This is a genomic window from Lentzea roselyniae, assembly GCF_039537795.1.
Classification (GTDB): domain Bacteria; phylum Actinomycetota; class Actinomycetes; order Mycobacteriales; family Pseudonocardiaceae; genus Lentzea; species Lentzea atacamensis.
This window is the reverse complement of record NZ_BAABBE010000032.1, coordinates 74,174-99,120: the sequence shown is the minus strand read 5'-3', so window position 1 is coordinate 99,120 and position 24,947 is coordinate 74,174. Positions and strand designations below refer to the sequence as shown.

12 protein-coding genes and 1 pseudogene (1 of these 13 cut by a window edge) are annotated in these 24,947 nt (G+C 71.1%); 6 read left to right on the top strand and 7 right to left on the bottom strand.

Annotated features, from left to right (window positions below):
• From ABFX45_RS38040 to ABFX45_RS38025, 4 genes and pseudogenes are all read left to right on the top strand, one after another.
• Nucleotides 1–111 (top strand): annotated as a pseudogene (locus ABFX45_RS38040) (IS5/IS1182 family transposase); the annotation flags it as partial.
• 279 nt (nt 112–390) lie between these two features.
• Entirely contained in the window at nt 391–3,213 is a 2,823-nt protein-coding gene (locus tag ABFX45_RS38035) for a BREX system ATP-binding domain-containing protein (protein WP_346135533.1), read from the top strand.
• A gap of 566 nt (nt 3,214–3,779) precedes the next feature.
• A complete protein-coding gene (locus ABFX45_RS38030) occupies nt 3,780–4,583 on the top strand; it encodes an IclR family transcriptional regulator (RefSeq protein ID WP_346135531.1) in 804 nt (267 codons plus the stop codon).
• Nucleotides 4,584–4,597: 14 nt separating this feature from the next.
• Complete coding sequence (locus ABFX45_RS38025) at nt 4,598–5,593, top strand: sensor histidine kinase (RefSeq protein WP_346135529.1); 996 nt, start codon at nt 4,598–4,600, stop codon at nt 5,591–5,593.
• A 12-nt stretch (nt 5,594–5,605) separates the two neighbouring features.
• On the opposite strand, the gene ABFX45_RS38020 is transcribed toward ABFX45_RS38025, so the two are convergent.
• From ABFX45_RS38020 to ABFX45_RS38010, 3 genes are read right to left on the bottom strand one after another with little or no spacing between them, the layout of a single operon-like run.
• Nucleotides 5,606–7,708 (bottom strand): hypothetical protein, encoded by a 2,103-nt coding sequence (locus tag ABFX45_RS38020; protein WP_346135527.1) that lies wholly within the window; start codon nt 7,706–7,708, stop codon nt 5,606–5,608.
• Nucleotides 7,709–7,711: 3 nt separating this feature from the next.
• Nucleotides 7,712–8,377: a response regulator transcription factor gene (locus tag ABFX45_RS38015; protein WP_346135525.1), complete on the bottom strand. Its 666-nt coding sequence runs from the start codon at nt 8,375–8,377 to the stop codon at nt 7,712–7,714.
• The gene (locus tag ABFX45_RS38010) at nt 8,368–8,919 is read right to left on the bottom strand and encodes a histidine kinase (RefSeq protein WP_346135523.1); all 552 of its coding nucleotides are present in this window, start codon (nt 8,917–8,919) and stop codon (nt 8,368–8,370) included. Before ABFX45_RS38010 ends, ABFX45_RS38015 begins: the two co-directional genes overlap by 10 nt.
• A 106-nt stretch (nt 8,920–9,025) precedes the next feature.
• Between ABFX45_RS38010 and ABFX45_RS38005 the strand changes: the two genes are divergently transcribed.
• Both ABFX45_RS38005 and ABFX45_RS38000 read left to right on the top strand, forming a co-directional pair.
• Nucleotides 9,026–10,936 carry an Hsp70 family protein gene (locus ABFX45_RS38005; RefSeq protein WP_346135521.1) on the top strand — a complete coding sequence of 637 codons (1,911 nt, stop codon included), beginning with the start codon at nt 9,026–9,028 and terminating at the stop codon, nt 10,934–10,936.
• A 199-nt stretch (nt 10,937–11,135) separates the two neighbouring features.
• Nucleotides 11,136–13,973, top strand: a complete 2,838-nt coding sequence (locus tag ABFX45_RS38000; RefSeq protein WP_346135519.1) for a helix-turn-helix transcriptional regulator — start codon at nt 11,136–11,138, stop codon at nt 13,971–13,973.
• Nucleotides 13,974–14,157: 184 nt separating this feature from the next.
• Here ABFX45_RS38000 and ABFX45_RS37995 read toward each other — a convergent pair whose 3' ends face one another.
• The 4 genes in view from ABFX45_RS37995 to ABFX45_RS37980 are tightly spaced (at most 55 nt apart) and all read right to left on the bottom strand, a layout consistent with a single transcriptional unit that may run on beyond the window.
• Nucleotides 14,158–17,151, bottom strand: coding sequence for an AAA family ATPase (locus tag ABFX45_RS37995; protein ID WP_346135517.1), 2,994 nt, complete (start codon nt 17,149–17,151; stop codon nt 14,158–14,160).
• Nucleotides 17,136–17,984, bottom strand: coding sequence for a hypothetical protein (locus ABFX45_RS37990; RefSeq protein ID WP_346135515.1), 849 nt, complete (start codon nt 17,982–17,984; stop codon nt 17,136–17,138). The genes ABFX45_RS37995 and ABFX45_RS37990 overlap by 16 nt, the downstream gene beginning before the upstream one ends.
• A complete protein-coding gene (locus ABFX45_RS37985) occupies nt 17,981–20,623 on the bottom strand; it encodes a hypothetical protein (protein ID WP_346135514.1) in 2,643 nt (880 codons plus the stop codon). Before ABFX45_RS37985 ends, ABFX45_RS37990 begins: the two co-directional genes overlap by 4 nt.
• Before the next feature lie 55 nt (nt 20,624–20,678).
• Nucleotides 20,679–24,947, bottom strand: the 3' portion of a protein-coding gene (locus tag ABFX45_RS37980; protein WP_346135512.1) for a scabin-related ADP-ribosyltransferase. The gene runs 22,899 nt beyond the window's last position; the window shows 4,269 of its 27,168 coding nt (coding positions 22,900–27,168); its start codon lies off the right edge, out of view; its stop codon occupies nt 20,679–20,681.

Below are 24,947 nucleotides of genomic sequence, written 5' to 3'. Positions count from 1 at the left end.
CGCTGCTTCAACCGGCTCAAACAGTTCCGCGCGATCGCCACCCGCTACGACAAGACCGCCCTGTCCTACCAAGCCATGATCGACCTGGCCACCCTCACCCTCTGGCTTTGAGGACGGGCCCTAGCACGTGCAGCTCGCCGCGTGTGGCGATGTGCGAGAAGGTGTGCTCGGGCGGGGGGACCGCCTTTGACGTACGGGGCGCACCGCTGTGTCCACAGTGGATAAAAGGGGAAGTGCCGGGAAAAGTACCGGGAAACCGTGCGTCCGAACGTCAGCACAATCCCAAATTTCCGTCGTAGGTTCACCGTTCGTGCTACGGCGGTTGCACTCTGGGTACGGTACGCGGGCAGTCCGCTGACCGTGCGGGCCCGGCTGCGGTGAGGAGGCACCATGACCGTCGAGCATCCGACGACCGAGTCACCCACCGGACCGCTCGCGGCGAACGTCGTCGGCCGTCGCCGTGAGATCGACCGCGTGTCGCGCGCGCTCGACGCCGCCGCCGAGCACAAGTTCTCCCTGTTGATGTTCGAGGGGCCGCTGGGCGTCGGCAAGTCGACGCTGCTCGACGCCGCCGCGGAGGTCGCCGCGGCGCGGGGATTCCACGGGGCAAGCGCTCTGCTGGCGCCGGAAGGCTCCGGATCACCCCTGCACGTGGTTCACCGGCTGCTCGACGACGTGCTGATGAACGTTCCCGGCGACGTCGTCGAGACGGTGGTGTCGGTCGCCAAGGCGCAGGGTTTCGACCTCGTTCCGTGGTTGACCGAGGCACAGCCGCCGACAGGGCAGGACGATCGGCGGGTGTTCGCTTCCTTGGCGCGGGTGGTGGGAGCGCTCACAGCGCGCGTGCCGCTCTGCTTCGTCATCGACGACCTGCAGTGCGCGGACGCGTCCTCGCTGCGCTGGTTGAGTTATCTGGCGGAGCGGCGACTCCGGTTGCCGGTGGTCTTCCTCCTCGGCCGGACAGCGGGAGCCCCGGTCGAACACGCGCTGGCGCTGGCTGAGCTCGGCATGGCGGCGGAACGCGTGCGGGTGGACGGATTCGGCCTCGGCGACACCGAGAGCTTCTTGCGACGGGTGCTCCGGACCGAGCCCGAACCGGAGTTCGTGTCGACGTGCGCGCGTCTCACCGGCGGCATTCCGCTGCTGTTGAGGTGGTGCGCGGTGCCGTCGGCGGAGGATTTCGCGGTGTGCGGGACGCCGGAACTCGGCATGGCCGTGCTCGCGCGGCTGAACCGGCACTCCAGCGAACTCGTGCGGCTAGTCAAGGTGCTCGCCGTGCTGGAGACGCCGACGCTGGAGCTGTCCGCCGCCGTCACCGGCCTCACCGCGCCCGCGGCCAGAGACGCGGTGGTGCACCTGGTCGGGCTGGGGTTGCTCGCCGACGATGTCAGCATCGCGTTCGCTCACCCGGTGGTGCGGGACTCCATCGCGGCCACCGTGAGCCACCTGGAAGCCGACGGCATGCACGCCCGCGCTGCTCGCCACCTCCACGAGGCCAGCGCACCGGACCTGGTCATCGCGCGGCACGCCGTGCGCACCCATGCGCGCCTCGGCGTCGGCATAGCCGAAGCACTGCTCCGCGCAGCCGACCTGCCGCTCACCGACCGGGATCCCGCACTCGGCACCGCCTTCCTCACGCGGGCGCTGCGCGAGGCACTGCCGCCCGAGCTGCGCCGCCATCTCCTGCTGCGGCTGGCGCGCAGCGAGGTTCACCGGGACCCGCGCAGGGCGGCCGCGCATCTGAGCGAAGCGCTCGACTACGTGGACGACCCCCAGTCGATGTGCACGATCGCCTGCAGGCTGGCGCAGATCCTGCAGTTCGAGGGTCACTACGCCGAGGCCGCCGCGGTGCTCCGGCGTGCGATCACCGACGTCGGTGCGGCGAACCCGGCGGTGGTGGCCCAGCTCCGCCTCGCGCTGCACGCGGTCGTTCCCGGCCGGGCCGCCGAGGGTGCGATGGTGGGGGACTGGCGCAGGTTTCCGGGGGCCGGGCGGGAACTCGCGGCGCTCGTCGCGGGCATCGACGCGACGACGGGCGAGGACCTCGTCCGGGGCCGGGAGGCCGCTCTGGTCGCGCTTTCCCGCGGCGTCAATTCGATCCTGCACGAACCGCACCAGCTGGTGGCGACGATCGACTCCCTGATCCGGGTCGACGAACTGGACTCCGCCCTGCGGCACTCCGTGGAAATGGTGGACGAGGCACAGCGACGGGGCTTGGAGTTGCTCGGCGCGCTCGGGCACACGCTGCGTTCCAGGGTGCACCGCCACCGAGGCGAGCTGCCGGAAGCGATCGCGAACGCCCAGCTCGCGGTGGCCGACGTGCGGCGCGCCGGTGGCGATCCCCGGCACTTCACCTTCGTCTACGCCACCGAGGCGCTGGTTCGTGCCCTGGTGGAGGCGGGTGATCTCACCGGCGCGGCGACCGCGGCGGACGCCGTCGGCCTGACCGGGCTGCTGCCGGACAGCTGGCACCACGCGTGCTTCCTGCACGCCAGGGGAGTGCTGCGGATGCGGCAGGGTGACGTCGAGGGCGCGCTCGTCGACCAGCTCGCGAGCGGCGAGCGGCTCGCCGTGTGGAGCGGTCGCAATCCGCCGCCCCGGTCGTGGCGCTCGAACGCCGCGATGGCGTACCTGCGGCTCGGTCGTGAGCAGGACGCGCGCCAGCTGGCGGTGGAAGGTCTGGAACTGGCGCGGCGGTGGCAGGTTCCGTCGTCGATCGCGCGGGCACTGCTCACCGTGGCCGCCGCGACCCGAGGACCGGCCGCCGAAGCGAGCCTGGCCGAGGCCGAGGCGGTGCTGCGCGGGTCGCCCGCGCGGCTGTTGCACGCGCAGGTGCTGTTCGCACTGGGCACGCATCGGTGGCAGCACGGCCGCAGCGACCTCGCCCGGAGGGATCTGGTGCTGGCGCGGTCCCTGGCCCGCGAATGCGGAGCCACCCCGCTGCTGACCGCGATCGAGGATCTGCCGGCCGACGCACTCCTGCCCGGCGAGGCCGAGGCACCGGTGCTGCCCCGGCGGGCGAGCGTGCTGCTCACCCAGCAGGAGCGCAAGGTGGCCACCCTCGTCGTGGCCGGCGCCTCCAACGACGAGGTGGCGCGCCAGCTCGACGTCACCCGCCGCGGTGTGGAGGCCCACCTCACGAACATCTACCGCAAGCTCGGCGTCCGCAGGCGGACCCAGCTGCAGTCCGCACTCGCCGACTTCGCGAGCTGACCAGTGCGTTCTTCGGAATGACCGGCTGTTTTTGCTTTCTGCTCATTGTGTGCTCGGGTGCGTTTCGCGGTCGAACGACCGGTGATCCGTTTTCACGGTCTCACGAATAGAAATTCGATCTTCCTGGAATTTGCAGCCCGATTGCGGTGGTGCTTGCGCCATTCGTGGCCACTGCACCCTCGCGGTATGCGCTCGGTGGGTCCACGTCCGAATGGTCGCAGGTCGGTGTGCGGCAGACGGGTGACGCAGGGGTCTGTCACTAGCGTGTTCGCGTGACCGTCTTTTCATTTGCGACAAAACTTTCTCGGTACGTTTACCGGACCAGCTGCGTCGGCGGACCTTTGTGCGGCCGCTGAATCTGCTTTCGTCCCTCGATCACACTTGATGTTTTTGGGCAAACTTCACCCGATCGGGGACATTGCGGAGTGGATTCTCTGCGGACTCTCTGCGGCCGCTGTGGAGTTCCACAGTTCCACAGCGGCCGTGAGTTCTAGCCTGGCTTCAGAACGTGATCCACCCCCCGTCACGTTCGAGGCGCACGAAGCGCAAGTGGAAGGACCCTCTAAATGACAGACCTGTTGGCAGCGGAGCGGCGACCCGAGGTCCCGCTGAAAAGGGTCTCGCCCGACGTGGCGGAGTCCAGGGAGCGCAAGGGTGCCGCGACCAAGGTGCTCGCGGTGCTGGAGGCGTTCAGCGCCCAGGGCGGATCGATCTCGCTCGCCGAGCTCACCGATCGGACCGGGCTGCCGAAGTCCACGGCGCACCGGATGCTGTGCTTCCTGCGCGACGCGGAGTTCGTCGAGTCCATCAACGGCCACTACTACCTCAGCAACAAGGTGTCGATGCTGTCGGCGGGCCAGCCGACCGCGCTGTCGCCCGGCGTGCGGGCTCGGCTGATGCCGTACCTCGCCGAGCTGTACGAGCTGACCCACGAGGTCGTGCAGCTGATCGTGCGGGCGGGCAGCAGCGTGCACGTCATCGAACGCATCCACGGCTACCGCGCCATGGGCATCGCGGTCCAGCGCGGCGACAGCCAGCCGCTGCACCGCACCGCCGCCGGCAAGGTGCTGGTCGCGGACAGCGGCTGGTGGGGGCCCGGTTCGCAGGAGATTCTCGCCAAGGAACTGATGACCGTGCGCGCAACTGGAATCGCGTACGAACGAGGCGAGCTGCAGGCCGGCATCTGCGGTGTCGCCGCAGCCGTGCGCGGGCCGAAGCTCGAGCCGGTCGCCGCGATCTCCGTGATCGGCCCGTCCGGCCGGTTCCGTCCCGAGGCGGTCGCGCCGCACGTGCGCCGGATCGCCCAGATCGCGAGCCGTGAGGTCAACGCGGCTTTCCGGATGGCGACCTTCGACAGCCCGGCGAGCTGAGGACGGCTTCCGAGGTGGACGCACGGGAACGAGACCGCCGCGCCATCGACGCCGTCCGGGAGTTCGTGAGTGGTTCGCTGGGCCGGACGAGCGTGCATCCGCAGGCACTCGCCGAGGCGATCGGTCGTGGCGCGGGTGCTGTGGCCTGCGTGCTCACCGTGCTGGGAGAGCGGTTCCACTGGAGTGTGGGCGACGGAACGTGGTGGGAGGGCACGGTGAAGTTCGACGGCGCCGCCCAGGGTTCTGTCGCACTCAGCCCGGCCGGGGCCGGTCAGCTCGACGGTCTGCTGCCGGTGCTCGGGCCGCTGCTGATGGAGATCAGGCTGAGGCTCGAAGCCGACCAGGTCCGGCGCCGGGGTGACGCGGCGCATCAGGAGCTGGCCGACGGCAGGTGGCGTGCCGCGGCGCAGATGGACCGGGAGCGCCGCGACGTGGAGCGCGACCTGCACGACGGTGCACAGCACCACCTCGTGGCCCTGCAACTGGCGGTCGGACTGCTCAGCCACGCGGTGTCCGCGGGCGACCGGGGCACGGCCAACCGGATGCTGGACGGCCTGGAGGGCAGGTTCGACGACGCGGAACGTCAGATCACGCGCACGGCGGCGGGCATCCTGCCGATCGCGCTCGTCACCGGCGGTCTGGTCGCCGCGCTCGACGCCGAACTGCGGCACCACGACGACGTGGTGCTCCAGCTCGACCCGACTCTGCGCCGCATCGGTGCGGCCGCCGAGACAGCGGTGTACTTCGTCTGCATGGAGAGCGTGAACAACGCGCACAAGCACGCGCCCGGAGCGTCCATCACGGTCTCGGTGCGCGACACGGGCGACACCCTCAGCTTCGAGGTGCGCGACAACGGCCGTGGGTTCGCCGACGTGCCACCGGACGCCGGTCTGCACCACCTGGTGAGCCGCATGGTCGCGGTGGGTGGCGATGTCAGCATCCACTCGACGCCGGGCGCCGGCACGGTGGTCGCCGGCTTCGTGCCCCACGACCTCGCTCGCTGTCCATGACCTTCTTCGCTGTCAACGACTTCTCGCTGGTTCCGGCTGCGGGGCGAGATCGGCCGCGATGCCTTCGCAGGTGCGGACGAGCACTTCACAGGCAGCTCGGACGCGCGGCCCCGCGGTGAGGTGCTCACCGCGGGCCCGCCACCGACTGGCCGCCTGCCATGCCGCGGTGCACAGCTGTGCGGCGTCCGCGGAGGGCGTCAGTCCCAGGCGCTGGTTCGGACTGGTGCCGAACGCACCGAGGAGCTGGACGGCCTCGGCGCACACCTCCAGCGGTCCGAACCAGTTCGGCGACGGCGCCTCCCACTCGAGCTCGTCGAGCAGCTCCAGTTCCACGATCTCGTGTGCCGTGGCCGTGATGCGCTCAACCTCGTGCACCAGCGGGTGGTTCGGGGGCAGATCGCCGACGGCTTCGCGGACGGCGGCCAGTGCCCGGCGGGCGGCGATCAGCTCGAAGCGCGTCAGGAACCGGCGGGTCAGCGCCTCCTTCAACGCCGCCAGTCCGCTCAGCTCCCCGACCACGTCCGCCACGCTCGCGTCCTCGCGCGTCGCCTCCTCGACGAGGCGCGCGTCGTCCTCGCTGAGGTGCCCGGTGCGCCCGGTCGCCGACCACAGGGCCACGCGCGGGTGCAACGGTGCCGGAGGCTCGACGAGCTCGACGCGGTGGCGGCCCAGCCGCAACGCCCGGCGAAAGGCCTGGTCTGCGGGAGCCAGGCACAGCACGGCGTCCACGGCGGCCGCGTCACCGTTCACCGGGGAGGTGAGCTGGGCCGCCAGCGCGGTGTCCGCCTCACCCGGCAGGTCGAGCAGGATCAGGCTGGAGTCCGGGGCCGCCGCGCTGCCGTGCAGGTGCCAGGCCGGGGTGTCCGAGTCCGGCAGCCTGGCCCCGATCAGCGCACCCACGACGGTGCTGTGCGACGGGCCGACGACGGCGACGCGCACTGGCCGGTTCAGCCGTTCCGCGATCGCCGTCCAGCGTTCGCCGGCCGCTCGATCGGCCGCCGCGAGCCAGCCGCGCTCGACGAGTGCGCGCACCCGCAGGAACAACGAGTCGCCCGGCGCGCAGCCCGCCTCCGCACCGGGTGCGCTCAGCCGCTCCGGGAGCTCGATCGACACCGTCGCGACTCCGTTGTGGACAGTGGTCGTCAGCGTGCCGCCGAGCACGGTGAGCCTTTCGGCGTCGTCGCAGAGCACCTGCCGCAACTGCGCCGCGGGCCCCGCCCAGCCCGGCGCGGTCATCACGACGCGCAACACGCTCTCCGCGCGGGCGCAGTCGACCACCACGCGCTCGGCGCCACCCGGTGCGGTCAGCGGGTGCAGCACCGCGGCGGCCGCGTGGTAGAGGCCGGACTCGATCTCCCAGCTGACCCGGTGCCCGAGATCGCCGCGGAAGCGCACCGGGCGGCGTAGCACCATCGCCAGTTCTTCCAACGCGGCGCGCGGCCCGCGCTCCGGCAGCATCGCCGGGTGGACACCGCGCACGACGGTGCGGAAGGCACCGACCAACTCGTCCAGCGCGTCCCGCAGCCGGTCGGCTGCTGCGCCCGCCGCCCCTGGGTCGAGCTCGGTCCCGGCGAAAGCGCCGCGCAGCTCGCTCGCTTTCCTGCGGACGTCGGCGAACTCGCGGCCCGCGAGCGAGGTGATCGAACCGACCAGCCTGCGCCGCTCGAGCTCGCGCACGCGGGCGACCCGTTCCCGTGCCACGCGCAGCTCCGAGTCGAGTCGGGCGGCGCGGGTGGCAGACCTGTCACGGTCGCCGCGCAGCCGTTCCATCCGCACGGCCACACCGATCCAGCCCGCGGTCTCCTCGAGCACCTGCCGGTCCCGGCGGGAGACCTGACCGCGTTTGCCGAACATCAGCCACCCTCCACCCGCTACCGAGCGCACCTCGGTGGCGCGGTGCGCCGCCAGCGCGGCGTCGAGATTCGCGGCCGGCTCGATCCGCACGGCGGGCCAGCACGCGACGGTGGCGGTCTCGTCGTCGTCGAGCACGCAGTACGCGGCCCGTCCGTCGACCACGGTCGCGAGGTTGCGCACCAGCGCGGGAACCAGCAGTGCGGGGGGACACCCGGCGGCGACGAGATGAGGTTCCCGGCCGCGAGCCCGGCGCTGCCACATCGGTCAGACCTCGATTCGCCGGGCACGCAGATAGGCCAGCACCGCGAGGACACGGCGGTGGTGCACGGACGGATCACCGGAGAGGCCGAGCTTCGTGAAGATCGTGGCGATGTGCTTCTCCACGCCCTTCAACGACACGTGCAGCTCGCTGGCGATCGCGTTGTTCGTGCGGCCTTCGGCCATGAGCCGCAGCACGTCGTGCTCGCGGTCGCTCAGCATCGCGATCGGGTCACTCGTCTCGCCGACGGGACTCTGCAGCAGCCTCTTGGCGAGCACGGGTTCGATGACGATCTCACCGCTCGCGATCCGGTCCAACGTGTCCATCAACACCTGGACCCCGGCGATGCGCTCCTTGAGCCGGTAGCCGATGCGCTCCGTGCCTATCTCGAGAATCCGCATCAGGTAATGGGTTTCGGCGTAGTGTGACAGCAGCAGTAGGCCGACGTGCGGGAACCGTTTGCGGATCTCGGCCGCGGTCGTCAGGCCGCCTTCCGGTTCCGGCTCCATCCGGATGTCGAGCACGGCGACGTCGACCTGCTCCGTGGCGACGAGCGGGAGCAGTCTGTCGCCGTTGGGAACGCAGCCGACCACCTGGTGGCCCGCTGCTTCGAGCATGAGAACCAGGCCTTCGCGGAACAGTGCGCCGTCCTCGGCGATGGCTACCCGCATCGGATCACCGCCCAGTGTCGTTTCGGCTCCGGCTGGTCCTGGACCTGGTGGGTGATGCTCACCCGGACGAACTTGCGGCTGCCGCGCACTTTCACCGTGGCGGCGGTGCCTGGCCGCAGCGACCGCAGATGATCGGCGATCAGGAGGCAGGCTCGCGACTGAGTGATGAGATCGCTCTCACCGCTCAGTACGTCCAGTGTGAGGAGGACCCTCTGCTTTTCCGCCACGGTGCGCACCGCCGATTCGATGCCCGAGCTGCGCAACACCGGCGGGTACAACCTCTCGCCGAGGTTGCGCAGTTCGTCGAGCATCTGCTGCACCCCGGTCTGCGCGGTGTCGATGCGGGCGCGCAGAGACGGGTCGTTCGCGGACATCGAGATCAATGCGAGCTCCAGTGCGAGCGAAGAGGCGCGCAGCGCCGGTCCGTCGTGCAGCACCTGCTCGAGTTCCTCGCGTCGCTGGGAGAAGACGGCGCCTGGGTCACGCAGACGGGTGGGTCTGGCATTGATCCACCGTAGCGTTCTGCGCAGGAAGCCCGTCACGCATGAAGCGTGGTTCGTTCCGTCGGTTGGGACAATGGGGTTTACCCGAAGGGCTCGTAGGGTTTTCCCTACCATCCGAGCCTGCCGTCATGTCCGCTGCGGGCGAGTGCTCTCAACACTTCTGGAGTTCGGCATGGGATACGGCCTCGGCATCGACCTCGGCACCACTTTCACGGCCGCCGCCGTGTGCGGGGACTCCGGTACCCAGGTCGTGGCCCTCGGCCGCGGTGTGGTGACCTCGTCCGTCGTCTTCGTGCGCCCGGACGGTCGGTTGCTCACCGGAGACGCCGCCGACGCCGCGGCCGCGAGCGATCCGACGAGGGTCTCACGTGGACACAAGCGCAGGCTCGGTGACCCGACGCCGATCGTGATCGGCGGCGCGGCGTTCTCCCCGCAGGCGCTGCTCGCCGCACAGCTCAAGGACGTCATCGCCAAGGTGACCAAGCTGCAGGGCGGGCCACCCGAGCAGGTCGTCCTCACCTGCCCGGCGGTGTGGGGGCCCTACCGCCGGGAGCAGTTCGACGAGGTGCCGCGGCTCGCCGGGCTGTCGAACGTGCGGATCGTGACCGAACCCGAGGCAGCCGCAACGCACTACTCGGTCGAGCGGCGGCTGGGCGACGGCGAACTCGTCGCGGTCTACGACCTCGGCGGCGGCACGTTCGATACCACCATCCTGCGCGCCCGCTCGGACGGGATGGAGATCCTCGGCACGCCCGAAGGCATCGAGCGCATGGGCGGCATGGACTTCGACGAGTCGCTCATGGCACACGTGGACGCGGCTCTGGACGGTGCGCTGAGCGCGCTCGACCCCGCTGACCCCGAGAGCGCGGCCACGCTGGCCGCGACGCGGACGAACTGCGTGCAGGCCAAGGAAACGCTCTCGACCGAGCCCGAAGTGACCATCCGCGTGCCACTGGCCGGCGACGAGCGCGAGGTCACGGTGAGCCGGATCGAGTTCAACGAGATGATCCGGCCGTCGGTCGCGCTCACCACCGAGGCGTTGCACCGCACCATCAACTCGGCGGGACTGCGCACCGAAGACCTCGCCGGGGTGCTGCTCGCCGGTGGTTCGTCCCGCATTCCCCTGGTGCCGCAGGCGGTGTCCGAAGCGTTCGGCAAACCCGTCCGCGTCAGCCTGCACCCCAAGTTCACGGTGGCGCTCGGTGCGGCGGCGGTGGCGAAGTCCGTCGCGGTTTCCGCCGCCCCGGTCACGGATCCGCGGCAGGGTCACCCTCCGCTGGATGGCGTCGCGATGCCGCAGGGGAGGCGGATGCCGCCGGCGCCAGGCGTGTCGCCGGTGCCCACGGCACCAGCGCGGCGGAAGCTGGTCAACGGTCCGAAGTGGTTGCTGCCCGCGACCGCGGCGGCCGTCGCCCTGCTGCTCGTGGCGTCCGGGCTGTTGTACTTCTCCGGCAGCGGAACCGGTGAGACGCCCGCCGTGCAGGACGTCGCGAAGTCCGGCAGCGAGGTGTCCGATTTGGACATATACCACCGCAAGGACATCGACCCCTTCGTCTCGATCATCGGTTCGGAGGAGAACTGGGGCGGTACCCACGTCGGCAGCGACGGAGTGGCGGCCCACGCCGCGATCTCGGTGGCTGCCGAGGACGGCCTGCGGGTGAGCTGGAAGGGCGGCCAGAGTGCCCAGTTCTACCTGCAGAGCATCAGTTCCGTGACGGACGTGCGGCCGTTCATGGACAACAAGGGTGCCATCGTGGTCGACCTGACGTTGTACTCCGCGCCGACCGCCCGGACCACGCTCGCCGTGCACTGCCGCTTTCCCTGCTCCGCCGAGGGCAACTTCACCCAGGTGCTGCAGAAGCTGCCCATCGGTAAGCGTTCGACCGTGACGGTGCCCGTGTCCTGCTTCAAGGACAAGGGGTTGGACCCGGTGCACGTGAACACGCCCTTCCTCGTGGCCACCGCGGGTGTGCTCGACTTCTCCGTCGAGCGGATTCGCTGGGTCGCGGGTGCCGCCGACAAGACGGACTCGGTCAAGTGCGCCGACCTGCAGTGAGGTCCGGTGCCGAGGTGACGTCGACCGGCCGCGAGCCCAGTGCGCGCTGAGCTGCTTAGTCCAAACGGGTGACGTTGCGCCACAAGGGTGACCCGGCAGCCGCCGATTGGCGTTGGCGAGTGCGAAGAGCTGTGTCAAGGGCCGGCCGAAGTGGAGGAGCGTGCGATGCCGTGCCGAGCACGCGAGGTGCATGCCAGTGATGGTTGACTTCGTCGGGCGCCGGAAGGAACTCGATCGCATCACCGGCGTTCTGGACGCCGCCGAAGCGCGCACCCCGATCGTGCTGCTGCTGGAAGGCACGACCGGCATCGGTAAGACGACCTTGCTCAACGCCGCCGCGGAACTGGCGCGCGAGCGCGGGTTCCAGGTGGGGCTGGCCAACGCGTCCCGGATGGAGAAGGAGTTGCCGTTCGGGGTTACCCGCCAGATGTTCGAGGATGTGCTGAGCGACCTGCCGGGCGACGAGGCCGAGTCGGCGTTCCGCGTGGCGGGCAGCCGGGGGTCGGGAGTCATCAACGCGACACCGGCCGATCCGCTGGAGGCGTTCGAAGAGGTGGACGTCCACCAGGCGCTGCGCGGGTTGTACCGGCTCACCACGACGCTGACTCCGCCCAAGCCGCTGTGCTTCATCGTGGACGATCTGCAGTGGACGGACGTCCCTTCACTGAGGTGGCTGAACTACCTCGTCTGCAGGGTCACCCGCATGCCGCTGGCCGTGCTGCTGAGCCAGACGACGGGCATCTACCCCGAAAGCCCGCTCCTGATCGCCGAGCTGGACTTCTACGCCGAGCGGGTGAAGATCGGCGGATTCGCCGACGGGGAGATCGCCGAGATGACCGAGAAGCTGCTCGGCGTCCGGCCCGCACCGGAGTTCATCAGCGCGTGTGCCGAGACGACCGGCCGCAACCCGTTCATCCTGAGCCAGCTGCTCGCCACCATGCGGGACGGTGCCACGCCACCGGACGAGGCCGCCGCCCGAGATCTCGCCCGGCAGAGTCCGGACGACCTGGGCGGGTCGGTGCTGGCACGGCTCAACCGGCAGTCTCCGCACCTCGTGCGCATCGCCAGGATCATCGCCGTGCTCGAGCCGCCCGGAGTCGAGCTCACGGCGGCGGTCGCGGGCACGGGTGCTCCGGAGGTCGCGGACGCGGTGCGCCAGCTCGTCGGGATGGGGTTGCTGGCGAACAACGGCAAGCTGGCCTTCACCCACTCGATGATCCAGAACGCGATCGCGAACGCCGTCACCCACACCGAACGCGACGAAATGCACGCCAGTGCGGCGCGGTACCTGCACGAGGTTCAGGCGCCAGACCTCCTGGTCGCCAAGCACATCCGGCGGACGACCGCGAAGCTCGGCACGTGGGCGGCCGCAAATCTGAGCAGGGCGGCCAAACTCGCCGTCGTGGACGGCGACCCGGTCACCGGTGCCGACCTGTTGTCGCGCGCGTTGAAAGAGGACATGGCGCCGAATCTCCGCAGGGATCTGCTCATCAGGCTCGGGCGCGCGGAGACGTACTTCGACCCGCACCAGGCAGCGGTGCACCTCACGGCCGCCATGGAGTACCTGGTGGAGCCGCAGGCGATCCTGGGCGTCGCGTGCAGGTTGTCGCAGGTGCTGTACCTCGACGCGAGGTACGACGAAGCCCGGGAAGTGCTGACCACGTCGATCGACAAGGTGGAGCCGGTCGATCCGGTCGTCGGGGGGCTGCTGCGCCTCGCGCTCCGGGTCACCGTGCCGACACCACATCGGGAGCCGGTGCACACCCATCCCGCCGAGATCGATCCCACCTGGCGTGAAGGCGGGGTGCGCGGCCGGCTCGCCGGAGCGTTGATCGCCGACTACACCGGAAACGCGGGTGAGGAGTTCGACCTGTGCCGGGAGTCGGCCCTCGTGGCGTTGTCGGGAGGCGTCGTGGCGATCATGAACGACCCACAGCGCCTGCTGGCCGCGGTCAACGGCCTGATCCGCACGGACGAGTTCGATCTCGCACTCCGCCACAGCGACGAGATCGTGCTCGAAGCGCGTCAGCACGGCCTGGAGATGCTCAGCGTGCTCGGCTACACCTTGCGCTCCCGCGTGCATCTCAGCATGGGAGCGCTGGCGGCGGCGGCCGAGGACGCACGGCTCGCGGTGGCTCCCGACCAGCAGTCGTGCGTGCACTCCGGTCACCTCAGCCACGTGCAGACCGTCGAAGCCCTCGTCCACAGCCTGCTGTTGCTCGGTGACGTCGAAGGCGCACAGGCGGCGATCGAACCCGTTGGGCTGAGGGGCACGCTGCCCCGCAGTTGGCAGCACACCGCACTGCTGCACGTGCGGGGGTTGCTGCGGTTCGAACTCGGTGACGTCGAAGGTGCTCTGGCCGACCAGCTCGAGTGCGGTGAGCGCCTGCTCGCCTGGGGCGCGCCCAACCCCGCTCACCGTCCATGGCGTTCGCACGCCGCGCTGGCACAGCTGCGGCTCGGCCGACGGCAGGAGGCACTCCAGCTCGCGCTGGAGGAACTCGAACTGGCACGCAGGTGGGGTGCGCCGTCGAGCACGGCCCGCGCTCTGCTCGCGGTGGCCGCCACGACCCGCGATGCCGCCGCCCTGCCCTGGTTGAACGAGGCGGCGTCGGTGTTGACCGGATCGTCCGCGAGGCTGTTGCGGGCGCGCGTGTTGTCCGAGCTCGGCACGGTCAAGTGGCGGATCGGGCAGCGAGAAGCCGCGCGCGAGAATCTCGCCCAGGCGAAGGTCTTCGCGGAGGCGTGCGGATCCGTGCCCCTGTTGTCCGCGCTCGCGGAGCTGCCGGCCGAGGCGGTGTGCAGGTCCAAGGCACTGCCTGCGGCGCCGTTGCCTGTCGGGACGGGACTCACCCCGCACGAGTTCCGGGTGGCGAGCATGGTGGTGGAGGGGCACTCGAACGTCGAGATAGCGGAGAAGTTGTACGTGACCCGGCGCGCCGTCGAGTTCCACCTCACCAACATCTACCGCAAGCTCGGCGTGCGCCGGCGCACTCAACTGCCATCGGCTCTCAAGGTGCGACCAGGCGTGGGTTGATCCGTCGAGCCGGCGTGCGCTCTGTGGAACGGCGCGAACGGTGGAGTTGCGGTTGACGCGCCGTGGCGCTCGGGAGCGGTGAGCGCGTTCCCATCGGGCAAATCAGGCATACTGGCGGGACTTGATCCTCCCCTCGCACTACCCAAAGGAAGATCATCGGGCTCGATTCACCACAGGCGTGGGACTACTCGTGCAGAGGCGCATCGGGGATGTCGTCCGCGTGCAGCAGGCACAGGTCATTGGTCGTCGGTGACTCGATCGTCCGCATCCGGCGTGCATGCCGGGTCACCGCCGCGTCCAGCACCTGCCGGGCGTAGCGGCCGTTGCCGAACGACGCACCACGTGTCACCGCGGTGAAGTGCGCCCGCAGCGCGGCCACGGCCGGACCGCCGAGCTCGTAGCTGATGGACGTGGCGTGCTGGTTCACGATGGTCACCAGCTCGTCGACCGTGTAGTTCGCGAACCGCACCCGGTGCGAGAATCTCGACTGCAGACCGGGGTTCGACTCGAGGAAGCCCTCCATCTCCCGTTCGTAACCCGCGGCGATCACCACGACGTCCTCACGGTGGTCCTCCATGAGCTTCAGCAGCGTGTCGATGGCCTCGCGGCCGAAGTCGTGGCCACCGCCCGCGGGGGCGGACAGCGTGTAGGCCTCGTCGATGAACAGCACCCCGCCGCGAGCCCGGTCGAACGCCTCGGTGGTGCGCCGAGCCGTGTGTCCCACGTACTCGCCCACGAGATCCGCGCGGCTCACCTCGGTGACCTGCCCTTGTGCCAGCACGCCCATCGCGGTGAGCACCGAGCCGTAGAGCCGGGCCACCGTGGTCTTACCCGTGCCGGGAGGGCCCGCGAAGATCAGGTGCCTGCTCAGCGACGGCACCGGCAACCCGGCGGCCTGCCGCTGCCGGGCGGAGGCGAGCAGGTCGACCATGCTGGCCACCTCGCCTTTGACCTCGTCCAGCCCCACCAGGCTGCGCAACTTGCCCATCAGCTCCTCGACGCGTTCCTCGTCGACGCGGCCGGCGCCCGCCCCCACCGCGGCACCTGGCAGCGGGCCGATGTCGTCGGGCAACAGGCGGGTCAGCGCCACCGGGCTCGCGGACTCGTCGTCGGCGAGCCGGTAGGCCTGCCTGCCGATCATCTCCTCGAACACCTTGCGGGCGGTGCGGCCGTTGCCGAACGAGTCGTCGCGGGGCAGGTTCGTGAAGTAGGTGTGCAGCGCGTCGCGGGTCTCGAACTCCAGGCGGTAGTCGTGCCCGGTGCACATGCCCTCGACGATGGTGACCAGCTCTGCCGAGGTGTAGTCGGTGAACTCGATGGTGCGGGCGAACCGGGACGACAGACCGGGGTTCGCGGCCAGGAACGACCGCATGTCGTTGGTGTAGCCCGCGACGATCACCACGATGTCGTCGCGGTGGTCCTCCATCAGCTTGACCAGCGTGTCGATCGCTTCGCGGCCGAAGTCCGGCCCGCTGCCGCCACCGCCCTGGCTGAGGGTGTAGGCCTCGTCGATGAACAGCACACCGCCGAGCGCCTTCTCGAACTGCTCGGTGGTCTTGATCGCGGTGCCACCGATGATCGACGCGACCAGGTCGGCGCGTGCGACCTCGACCAGCTGACCGGTGCGCAGCACGCCCAGCTCGGTGAGGATCTTGCCGTAGAGGCGCGCCACCGTGGTCTTACCGGTACCGGGAGCACCCGCGAAGACCAGGTGCCCGCCGAGCTGGGGGGAGGGCAGCCCGGCCGCCGCCCGGCGCTCGGCCATCTGGTGCAGCCGCACCAGAGTCTCGACCTCGCGCTTCACCCCGCTGAGCCCGACCAGCGCGTCCAGTTCGGACAGCAGCTCGTCGAGCTCCGGCTTCGGACCGGTCTTCTTCCTGTGCTGCTGCGGTGTGGCGGGTTCGCGGCGCATCGGTTCGGCGGGCTTGCGCTCGGGGCGCTTCGGCGGCTCCGGTGCGAGGGTGACCTCGACCTGGCCGGGGGAGAGCACCTCGACGTCCTCGCCGGTGTTGCCCGCGACCTCGCAGCCGTCGAGCCTGCCGGTGGTGTCGGCGTCCCAGCGCACACCCCCGCCCGCGCACTCGCGCACGGAACCACCGACGACCACGAGGTGCGCGCCGGAACGAGCACCGACACCGCGGCCTCCGGTGCCGTTGACGACGACATCGGTCAGCCGCACCTCTGCCTTGTCCTCGGCGACCACACCGTCCGCGGCACCACCCTGGACGGTGCAGCGGGTCAGCGTCGCCTTGGCCCCGGCGATGAGCACCGCGTCGTGGCCGGACGAGCCGAACGTGCACCCGGTCAGCTCGGCGGTGGAGTTCTCCAGCACGTGCACCGCGTGGCTGCCCGCCGAGTGCACCTCGACCCCGTCGAGCGTCGCCTTGGCGCCCTGCACCAGCACGATCGCCTGTGCGGTGGTGCCTTCGATCCGGCAGTCGCGCAGCACCGGCTCACATCCGGCGGCGATGAGCACTCCCACACCGTCTACTTCGGACAGCGTGGTGCCCTCGACGGTGAGAGTGCTGTTGTCCTCCAGTACGAACGCGGTGCCGGTGATCCGTTCGACGGTGCAACCCTTGATCGAGCCACCCGCTCCGTCGGCGGCGAGCACGGCACCCTGCGAGTCGTTGATGTGGCAGTCGACCAGCCTGGGGACGCCGCCGCTGCGCGCCACGACGGCGGTCGTGCCGACGTTCCGGAGCGTGCACCCGCGCAGCTCGGTGCGGCCGCGGTCGAACACCAGCACGCCGGCGCCGCCGGGATTGCGCACCTCGCACCCCTGCGCGCGCAGCTCCGCACCACCACGCACGACCACGGCGACAGTGCTGTCGGCCTCGACCACGCACTCGTCGGCCTGCAGCGAACCACCCCGCAGGTCGACCGCGGTCTCTCCGCCGTGGTGGGCGAAGACGATGCCCGACACCGTGGCACGTTCGCACGCGAGGCGCAGCGCGGGGGCACCGCTCGCCTGGATCCGCACCTCGCCCGCCGCACCGGAGGCCGACAGCGTGACGTCCCGGTCGAGCACCACGGACTCGCTGTAGACACCCGGCCGCACCGAGATGACGTCTCCGTCCGCGGCGGCCGCGATGGCGTCGCTAATGGTGCGGAAGCAGTCCGGTTCGGACACCGAAACGCCGAGCATCGAACGGACACCGGTCATCCTGCCCGCCACAGCGGTTCCTCCTCGTGGTTCGGGTCGAGCGCGGCACGCACGCGATGGCGTTCGAGATGGGTGAGCCGGCTGACGGGCGTCCGGCCCGCCGCGTGCGCCGCGAGCTCGGCCGCCGGCGAGATCATGTGCCTGTCGAGGTAGTGGATCGTGGCGTCCGACCAGATCACGAGCCCGTCCGACCGCAGCCCGCCGGGCACCGGCCCCGCGCTCGGCACGACGACGTCCGGCAGGTCCTGCGGTGCATCGAGCACCTGTTCCCCCGCGGAGAGGAACGCGACGAGGTCGTGCCGGATCCGCTCGTCGAGCATGAGCTCGTGCCCCGGCAGGAAGTACGGCCCGTCTTCGGTGGCCCCGTCGAAGGTCCGGGCGATCCGGATCGGGGTGGCCGGCGAGCCGCTCCACAACATCCGGGCCGCGAGCAGCGCCTCCTCGTGGTACTCGGGCAGTGCGCTGAGCGGCGCGAAGACCTCCACTCGCGGTGACCGCTCCCGCGCGGCGAGCAGGGCCCGTTGCACTGCTGCCGTGACAGCGGGCAGGTCGGCCTCGCTGTCGGCCTGCACGAGGTACACCGGGGCGGTGCCGTCCCGCATGGTCACCCAACAGGCCTGTGCGCGCTGAGCGGCCACCGTGGCCACCACGGCCCGATCGACCGGATCCTCCTGCGCGATGGGCATCTCGAAGTGCCGAGGCTTGGGCGACATGTCGAACTGCCGCAGGCTGGTGAACATGTCCTCCAGCCGCGCGGTCGCTCCTGCGGCCAGCGTTTCCCTGGCCACCGTGAGCCACCCGTCCGGCGCACACCCGGCGAGCGCGAGCAGACGTCCGTGCGTCACTTCGCCTCCAACGGCCCGGACCAGCACGGAGCCCCGCGCAGCGGAGTCGCCGCCCTGGCCACCACGGCGGCCTTGAGCCGCGTCATCGCCTGCTCGGCCGCGACTCCTTGCTCTGCCAGCAACACGCGTTCGTCCTCCACCAGCAGCACCCTCAACCTCGTGTGCGCGGGCAGCACCACGTCCGACCGCTGACCGTCGAGCAACCCGTCGAGCCTGCGTCCGGTGGTGGTCCAGATCAGGAGTTCGGCGCCGGTGACCGGGATCGGCGGCAACGCGCTCACCGCGGGCGTAGGGGCCTGGAGGGTGAGGACGTCGCCTTGGACGAACCCGGTTGTGCCCGGTACGCCTCGCACCACCACGCCTCGGAGGGTCGGCATGCGCCTCAGACCTGCGGTGAGGCAGGTGTGGAAGTCCTCGTTGTACTCGTCGTCCGGGTTGACCGCGAACACCCGCACCGCGGTCAGTTCCGGCATCAGCGCTGCTGTGTCGCCGCCTGAGCGCAGGCCGGGGCGTTCGGCGAGCAGCTTCGACACCACCCTGGTGGCCATGTCGTAACGGTCGCCCAGGGTGGTTCGGAGTCTGGCTCGTTGTTCCGGGGTGCTGCGGGCGTCTGGCGGCACCAGCGGGATGGGGCGGTGGGTGGGGGCCGGTTCGGTTGGGGCTGTTCGGGTTTCGGGTTCTGGTGGGGTTTCCTGGCGGTCGGTGGGTGTGCTCGCCGGGGCTGTGTCGCCCGTGGTGGCGGGTGATGGTGTTGGGATGGCGCGCGTGGGGGCGGAGGGCACCAGGGAAGGGAGACCGGTGCCGGTCGGGGGAGCGGCGTTCGGTGGGGCCGCAACGGTCGGGGATGGTGTGGCCGGGGTCGGTGCGGCTGATGCCGGGGTGAGCGGTGGGGAGGCGACCGGAGCCGGCTCGACTGGAGCAGCTGCGACCGGCTCGGTGGTCTGCCGGGCAACCCGCGCAGGTTCGGGCACCGCCGCCGAGGTGGCAGGTGCGGTGTCCGGCGGCCGGACCGCGGGAGCGCTGGTGGCCGGTGCACTCGGCGGAACCACAGCCGCGGTCACGGCGAGCGACCGCACATCAGCCGGAGAAGCCGGCCGGAGGTCAAGGCAACCGTCCTCATCGGACAGTTCGGTCGCGAGCGACGCGTGCGTGGCGGGTTCAGAAATCTCGTTGCCGTCGACCGGCGCCAGCGGACTGAACTCCGCGACACGGTCTGACCTGTCGGCCGCCGCGAACTCGGCCTGCACGACCGGCTCCACCTCGACCGGCTTCACCTCGGTCGCGGCGGTGGTCGTCGGACGTGCGGTGTTCGCTGCTGTTCTGCTCGAGACCTCCGCCTTCCGGGCGGCGAGAGCAGGCCGGGGCGCGGGAGGTTCGGCGGGGCGCTGTCCGGCGGTCGGCGGCGCCAGCAGTGGCGCGGACGGCAGCAGACGACCGTCCGCCGTCACGACCAGGGCGGGACGCTGCTCGCTCCGCAACCAGCTCAGGTTCTCGACCCGCCCGGAGAGTTCGGGCACCTGCCGCGCGGCGGTGACGGCGAACGGCGAGCAAGGCAGCACCCGCAGGCAGTTCCGCGCATCAGCGGGCAGATCACGAACCAGGCCACCCAGTGCGGTGACGACGGACTCCGGGACCGCCTCGTCGGCCGCCAGCACCAGGTCCGCGGTGGCACCCGGCGGAGCGGACCACAGGCGGTCGAAGGGAAGAGCGTCAGGCCGCATGACCAGACCGCGCGGCACCACCTCGACCCGCCAGCCCGGTGCCAGCCGGTAGACGGCCGGGGTGATCTGGGGGAGCGACGGTGCGGGCGCTGTCCAGCGTTCCAGCGCGGGCCAGGCTCCGGGCAGGTGGACGCTCTCCACGGCGAACGGCCGCCACGTCGCACCAATCGGTGGTGCGTGCTGGGCGCGGACGGCACCGCTCATCGCGTCGGCGACGGCCTGGGCCACGTCGTGGTCGCCGTAGGAGGTCAGCACGGTGCGGTCGCGGGCGGCTCCGGGCAGCGATCGCAACAAGCCGGTGATCGCGGACACCGACGGCGCGGGTTCGCCGGGAGCGCCGATCACGACGGTGAGGCGCTGGGAGTCCGCGGCGAGCTCCAGCAACGGGTCGGCGGGACGGGCCGGGCCGCCTGGTGCGCGCACCCACAGGCCCATCGGGATCTGCTCGACGCCCTCGGGCGGGGTGGTGGGGAGGTGTTCCTGCCACCACGGCGCCGGATGGCGGGGACCGGTGCGGCGGCCCGCTCCGCCGGGGCGGTACGAGACCCAGCCCGCGCCCGGTCCCCAGACGAAGAAGGTACCGTCCGGCAGGGCGTGCAGGTCGTTGTCGGGGGCCACGACCTCCACGCCCAGCCGGTCGGCGAGCAGCCGGGCCGGCGGCACGTGCCCGGCCGGTCCGCAGGCGCCCAGGTGCGGTGCGAGCAGGCGCAGGCCGCCGCTCACGTGTTCGTCCAGATCGGCGATCACCCACGGGTCCAGCCGGGACACCGCGTCCACGGCGGACTCGCCCACGACGACGGCCGTCCGGTGCTGTTCCGGGGCCAGCGCCGCCGCCAGGGCCTCCGCTTCCCGATCGCACCCCTGCGTGCCGACCAGCAGCGCGTGCCCGACCCTCGCCACGGTGATCGTGTCGCTCAAGACGTCCTCCTTCCCCGAGCCTCACCATTCCCACGCGCTGGAGGTCCGCCAGGGTTCACGCGAGGACCGGCAACGGGCGTCCCTTCGGCGGGAACCGCATCTCGCGCGGTTCGTCGTCACCCGGTCCGACCACCAGGGCGATGATGTCGCGGCCCAGCAAGTTGGCGAGGAAGGCGGCCTGGACGGGTTCCGCGATCAGGCCGACGAGCCGCAGGCCGCCGAACGACCGCACCAGGCGCCCGAGCGTGCCGGGTACCGGAACGTCCTCGCCGTTCGCGAGTGCGAGCCGCATCCGGTGGTTGGCGACGTCGTGCTGGTGCACGGCCACATCCGCGTCGGCGTCGTGCTGTTCTTGCAGCAGCAGGTCATACGCCTCCCAGGCGTTCCGCTCCACCACCATGCGCCGGTAGGCGTCCGCGATCTCGGGACTGATCCCCTTGGGCGGCACCGGTGGCGGGATGTCGCGGCCGAGGTAGGCGCCGTCCGGGCCGAGCGGGATCGCGTAGACCCGTTGGTACTCCGCGAACTTCTCCGGCGCGATCGGTGCGATGGTGCCGGCCTGCGGGTCGGCCAGGGTCACGATGCCCTGGTGGTTCACCAGGTTCCAGGCGTGCCCGGCGCCACGTCGCGGTACCGCGATCACGATCGCGTCCGACCCGTGGCCGCCCTCCGTGACGCGCTTGACCGCCTCGCGGAACGCCGCCTCGCCCGACCCGAGGAACTCCGGGGTGTGCCGCATGACCTCGCCGAGCACCGTGGTCGCGCCGGCGGGTTCGTTCGCCGACGTCGCCGCACCGGCGACGCGTGGTGTGCCCCGGTACGTCTCGTGGAACGCGACCGTCGCGTCGACGCAGTTCACGTCTCGCCCGGCGGCGCCGCGGTCGCCGTTGATCAGGCCGACCCAGCGCTCCGGGTCGGTGAACCGCTCACCCGGCCGCACGACGGTGAGCAGCGCGTCCGTGTCCTCCTGGGAAGCGGGCACCAGCCGTTCCGGCAGCGGCGGCGGATCGGACGGTGCCGACTCGGTCGCCGGACCGTCCTTCTCGAACTCGTCCCGATCCCGCACCCGGCCACGCACGTCCGCCGCGACCACCTGGGTGTCCGAAGTGGACTGAACGGTCTGAGCCCCCGCACCAGCGGCTTCCGACGGCGGCGGCAGCGGGTGCACTGGTCCGACCGGGACGTCGTCCACCACCAGCCGGTAGCCCGCCACGTGCTCACTCCGCACCCCGCCGGGGAACACGACCTCCCGCTGGTTCGGATAGGGCGACGCGATGTCCAGCGTCGCGTTGACGTCGATGCCACCGGGAGCCCGCAGCACGTACGCGTACCGGTAGCCCATGTCGTGTTCCCGGCCGGTGTTGGCCTGCCTGAAGTCCGACATCGCCTCGGCGGACCGCGTCGTGCTCAGGAATGCCGTGTCGGCGTGCCCGCGCGCGACGGAGTCCAGCAGGTGCCGGTGGACACCGGTTCCCGGCGGGAGCAGACCGCCCTGATCGGCCACCTGTCGCGGTGACCGGCTGCTGAAGTGGTAGAGCTCGTCGCTGTCCGTCCGCCACCGCGCGTACTCGTCGGCGAACCCGGTCGGCTGTCCCGGCATCGCCACCGAGTCGCGGTCCGCCGGCGGAAGCGGAGACGTCCGGCCCACCTCGGGATGGCTGGTGTCGCGGGCCAGGCTGTACGCGACCGGCGCGGTGCCGACGTTGTCCACGTACCACTCGAACACGCCGGTGTCCCGCTTCAGCCTGCCCTCGCGGTCGGTGACGAACTGGCCGTTCGACGGACCGTGCGACTGGTGGACGCCGACCAGGTTGGCGCCGGTGTGCCGCGCGAAGACCGGCTCACCGTGGCCGCGCACCTCCCACCTGCCGTCCGCGGCCGAGTGCAGCACACCTCGACTGCCTGGGCGCTCTTCGAAGGCGGTGGACGGCTCGCGCGGCTCCTGGTGCCGCAGGGAACCGACGGCGTCGGTCGGACCCGCCGGAGCGGCAGGGCCGGACGGCCGCGCGGCGATCGGTCCCGGCTGCGTGCCGAACCGGGCGGCGAGCGTCTCGGACAGCCACACCGCGAGGCCCTGCTCCGGGCGCAGGACGGCGTCGGCGACGAGTGTGATCAGATCCTGCCTGGTCGGTGTGTCGACGCCGTGCCGCAGGGCCTGCACGTTGTGCGTGCGGTCGACGATCTCGGCAGCGCGCTGTTCGACTGCCGCGCGCTCCGCCGGGGTGAGCTCGGCCTGCAGGATCCGCAGCTGCGCCGCCTGCTCGCGCACGTCGCGGACGGACCACAGCTCGGGGCCCGTCACCGGCGCGCGCCAGACGTCGATCACGACGGACCGGCGCCGCTCGTCGAGCGTGGTGCCCTCGCCGCGTGGCTCGGGGTGCCTGCCCTCGGACGACGTCCGGATCGGCAGCACGTCCACCGGCACGAAGTCCCGGTCGTGACCGGCGCGGTCGGACAGCCAGCGGTACAACGCGGTGCGCACCGCGTCGGCGCGGTCCTCACCCGTGCTCGTGGCACCGAACCGGGCGTTGCCGTACCCGGTCACCTGCACCCGTGGGAACTCCAGGCCGACCCTGGTGTTGTGCTCCAGCTCCGAGTACAGCAGCTCGGCGAAGTCCTCGACCCGCTCGCGGCCGCGAGCGTCGAGGCGGTGGTCGCCCTTCCTGAACGGCACCGACGTCGTGGTCGGCGGTCCGTCCGGCCGATCCCGTTGCAGCAGTTCGGCGAGCACGTCCCCGGCACCGTTGATCGTCGCGTTCGGGTCGTGCGGCGGCGCGAACGCGTCCGGTGACTGCCCGGACGGTGGCGTGAGCTGCTCGGGTGACTGCCGGAGCTCCGCTTCGAGGTTTTCCAGCCGGCTCAGCATCGAGGTCAGCGCGGACATGTCGGTCGCGCTCGTGTCGTTGCGGACGACCAGACGGCGAGGCCGCTCACTGTTCTCGGTGTTCGAGCGGCCCGCGGCGTTGGCACCCGCGCTGTTCGCGGACAGCATGGTGAGCTGCCGGGAGACCTGCGGCGGTGAGTCGGAGACGAGCCCGTCCGCGGTCTGTTGTCGCGAGACCGCCGGCGGTGAGTCGGCGGAGTGCCGGTCCGGCGTCGTGGACGACCGCGACGCCGAGGTGGACTCGGACTCCGGCACGCCTGTGGGAACCTCCGCCAGCCGGTCCATCAGCCTGCGTGGCAACGTCACGTGCAGGTGCGGTTCCAGCCCGGACGTGGCGTGCAGGAAGCCACGAGCGAAGTCGACGCAGTTGTACGCGGCGATGTTGTACTTGTGCTCGAAGTTGTCCAGCGCGTAGTTGTAGCCCGCGGCCAGCTGGTCCGCGTTGATCTTGTACGGCCCGACGATCCTGGTGTGGGCGGGATCGGCCCCTTGGCGCGACCTCTCGGTGCGCAACCCGCCGACGACGCTCACGAACGGCGTCAGCGGCCCGTACCGCACGCTCCGGGAGGGCCCGAACCCGAACGCGCGCTCGGTGCGGTTCGGCAGCCGGACGGAGAGCCAGGCGTGGCCGACGTCGCCGCCGATCAGGTTGTCCCGCCAGCGTTCGGAACCGATGTCGGCGAGCACGTAGACGTCGATGTTCTGCGTCGTGCGGTCGGTCGCGTGTTCCGCGTAGTCGCGGATCGGTTCGAGGAGAGCCTCGAAGTCGGCCATCGAGTCGGGCGGCGGGTCGTTCTTGCCCAGCTGCGGCTCGGCGGCACCGGCGTCGGAGTCCGAGTCGGACCAGTCGACCGGCTGAGCACCGTCTGCCTGCGCCTGGACTGCGGGCGCCGGCCGGTGCGGTCCGGCCTCGCCGGGGTCGCTGGGCTGGTAGCCGCCGTCGCTGCCGTCCTCGATGGGACGCCGCAGCCCGTTGCGCCGAGGTTGCTCGGGTCCGCCACCCGCGAACGGGATCGCGCCGACGTTGGGCCGCGCGGCGATCTCGCGGAGGAGCCGGAGCGCGCCCGCCGTGTCACCGGGATGCGCGTGCAGCCAGTACGACACACCCTCGAGCAGCTCCTGCAGGCGCGGACCGATCACCGGGTGCCGCAGACCTGCCTCGCGCATCAACACGGCCGCGCGCACCCTCAGGTCACCGCGCAGGGTCTCGGGCAGCGACGCCAGTTCGGCGCGCGCGATCTGCACGACCGCGTTGATCTCGGCTTCGGTCCGCGCGACGGGCGGCTGCACATCGCGGTGGGCGCGGGATGCCACCGACTCGGTGACCTGGTCGGCCCGATCGGGGTGGTTGCCCCAGGCGCGCACGTCCGCCACGGCCTGGTCGTGAGTGCGTTGCGCGCGCAGCACCTCCTCGTCGAGGACGGCGAGCAGTTCGGCGTC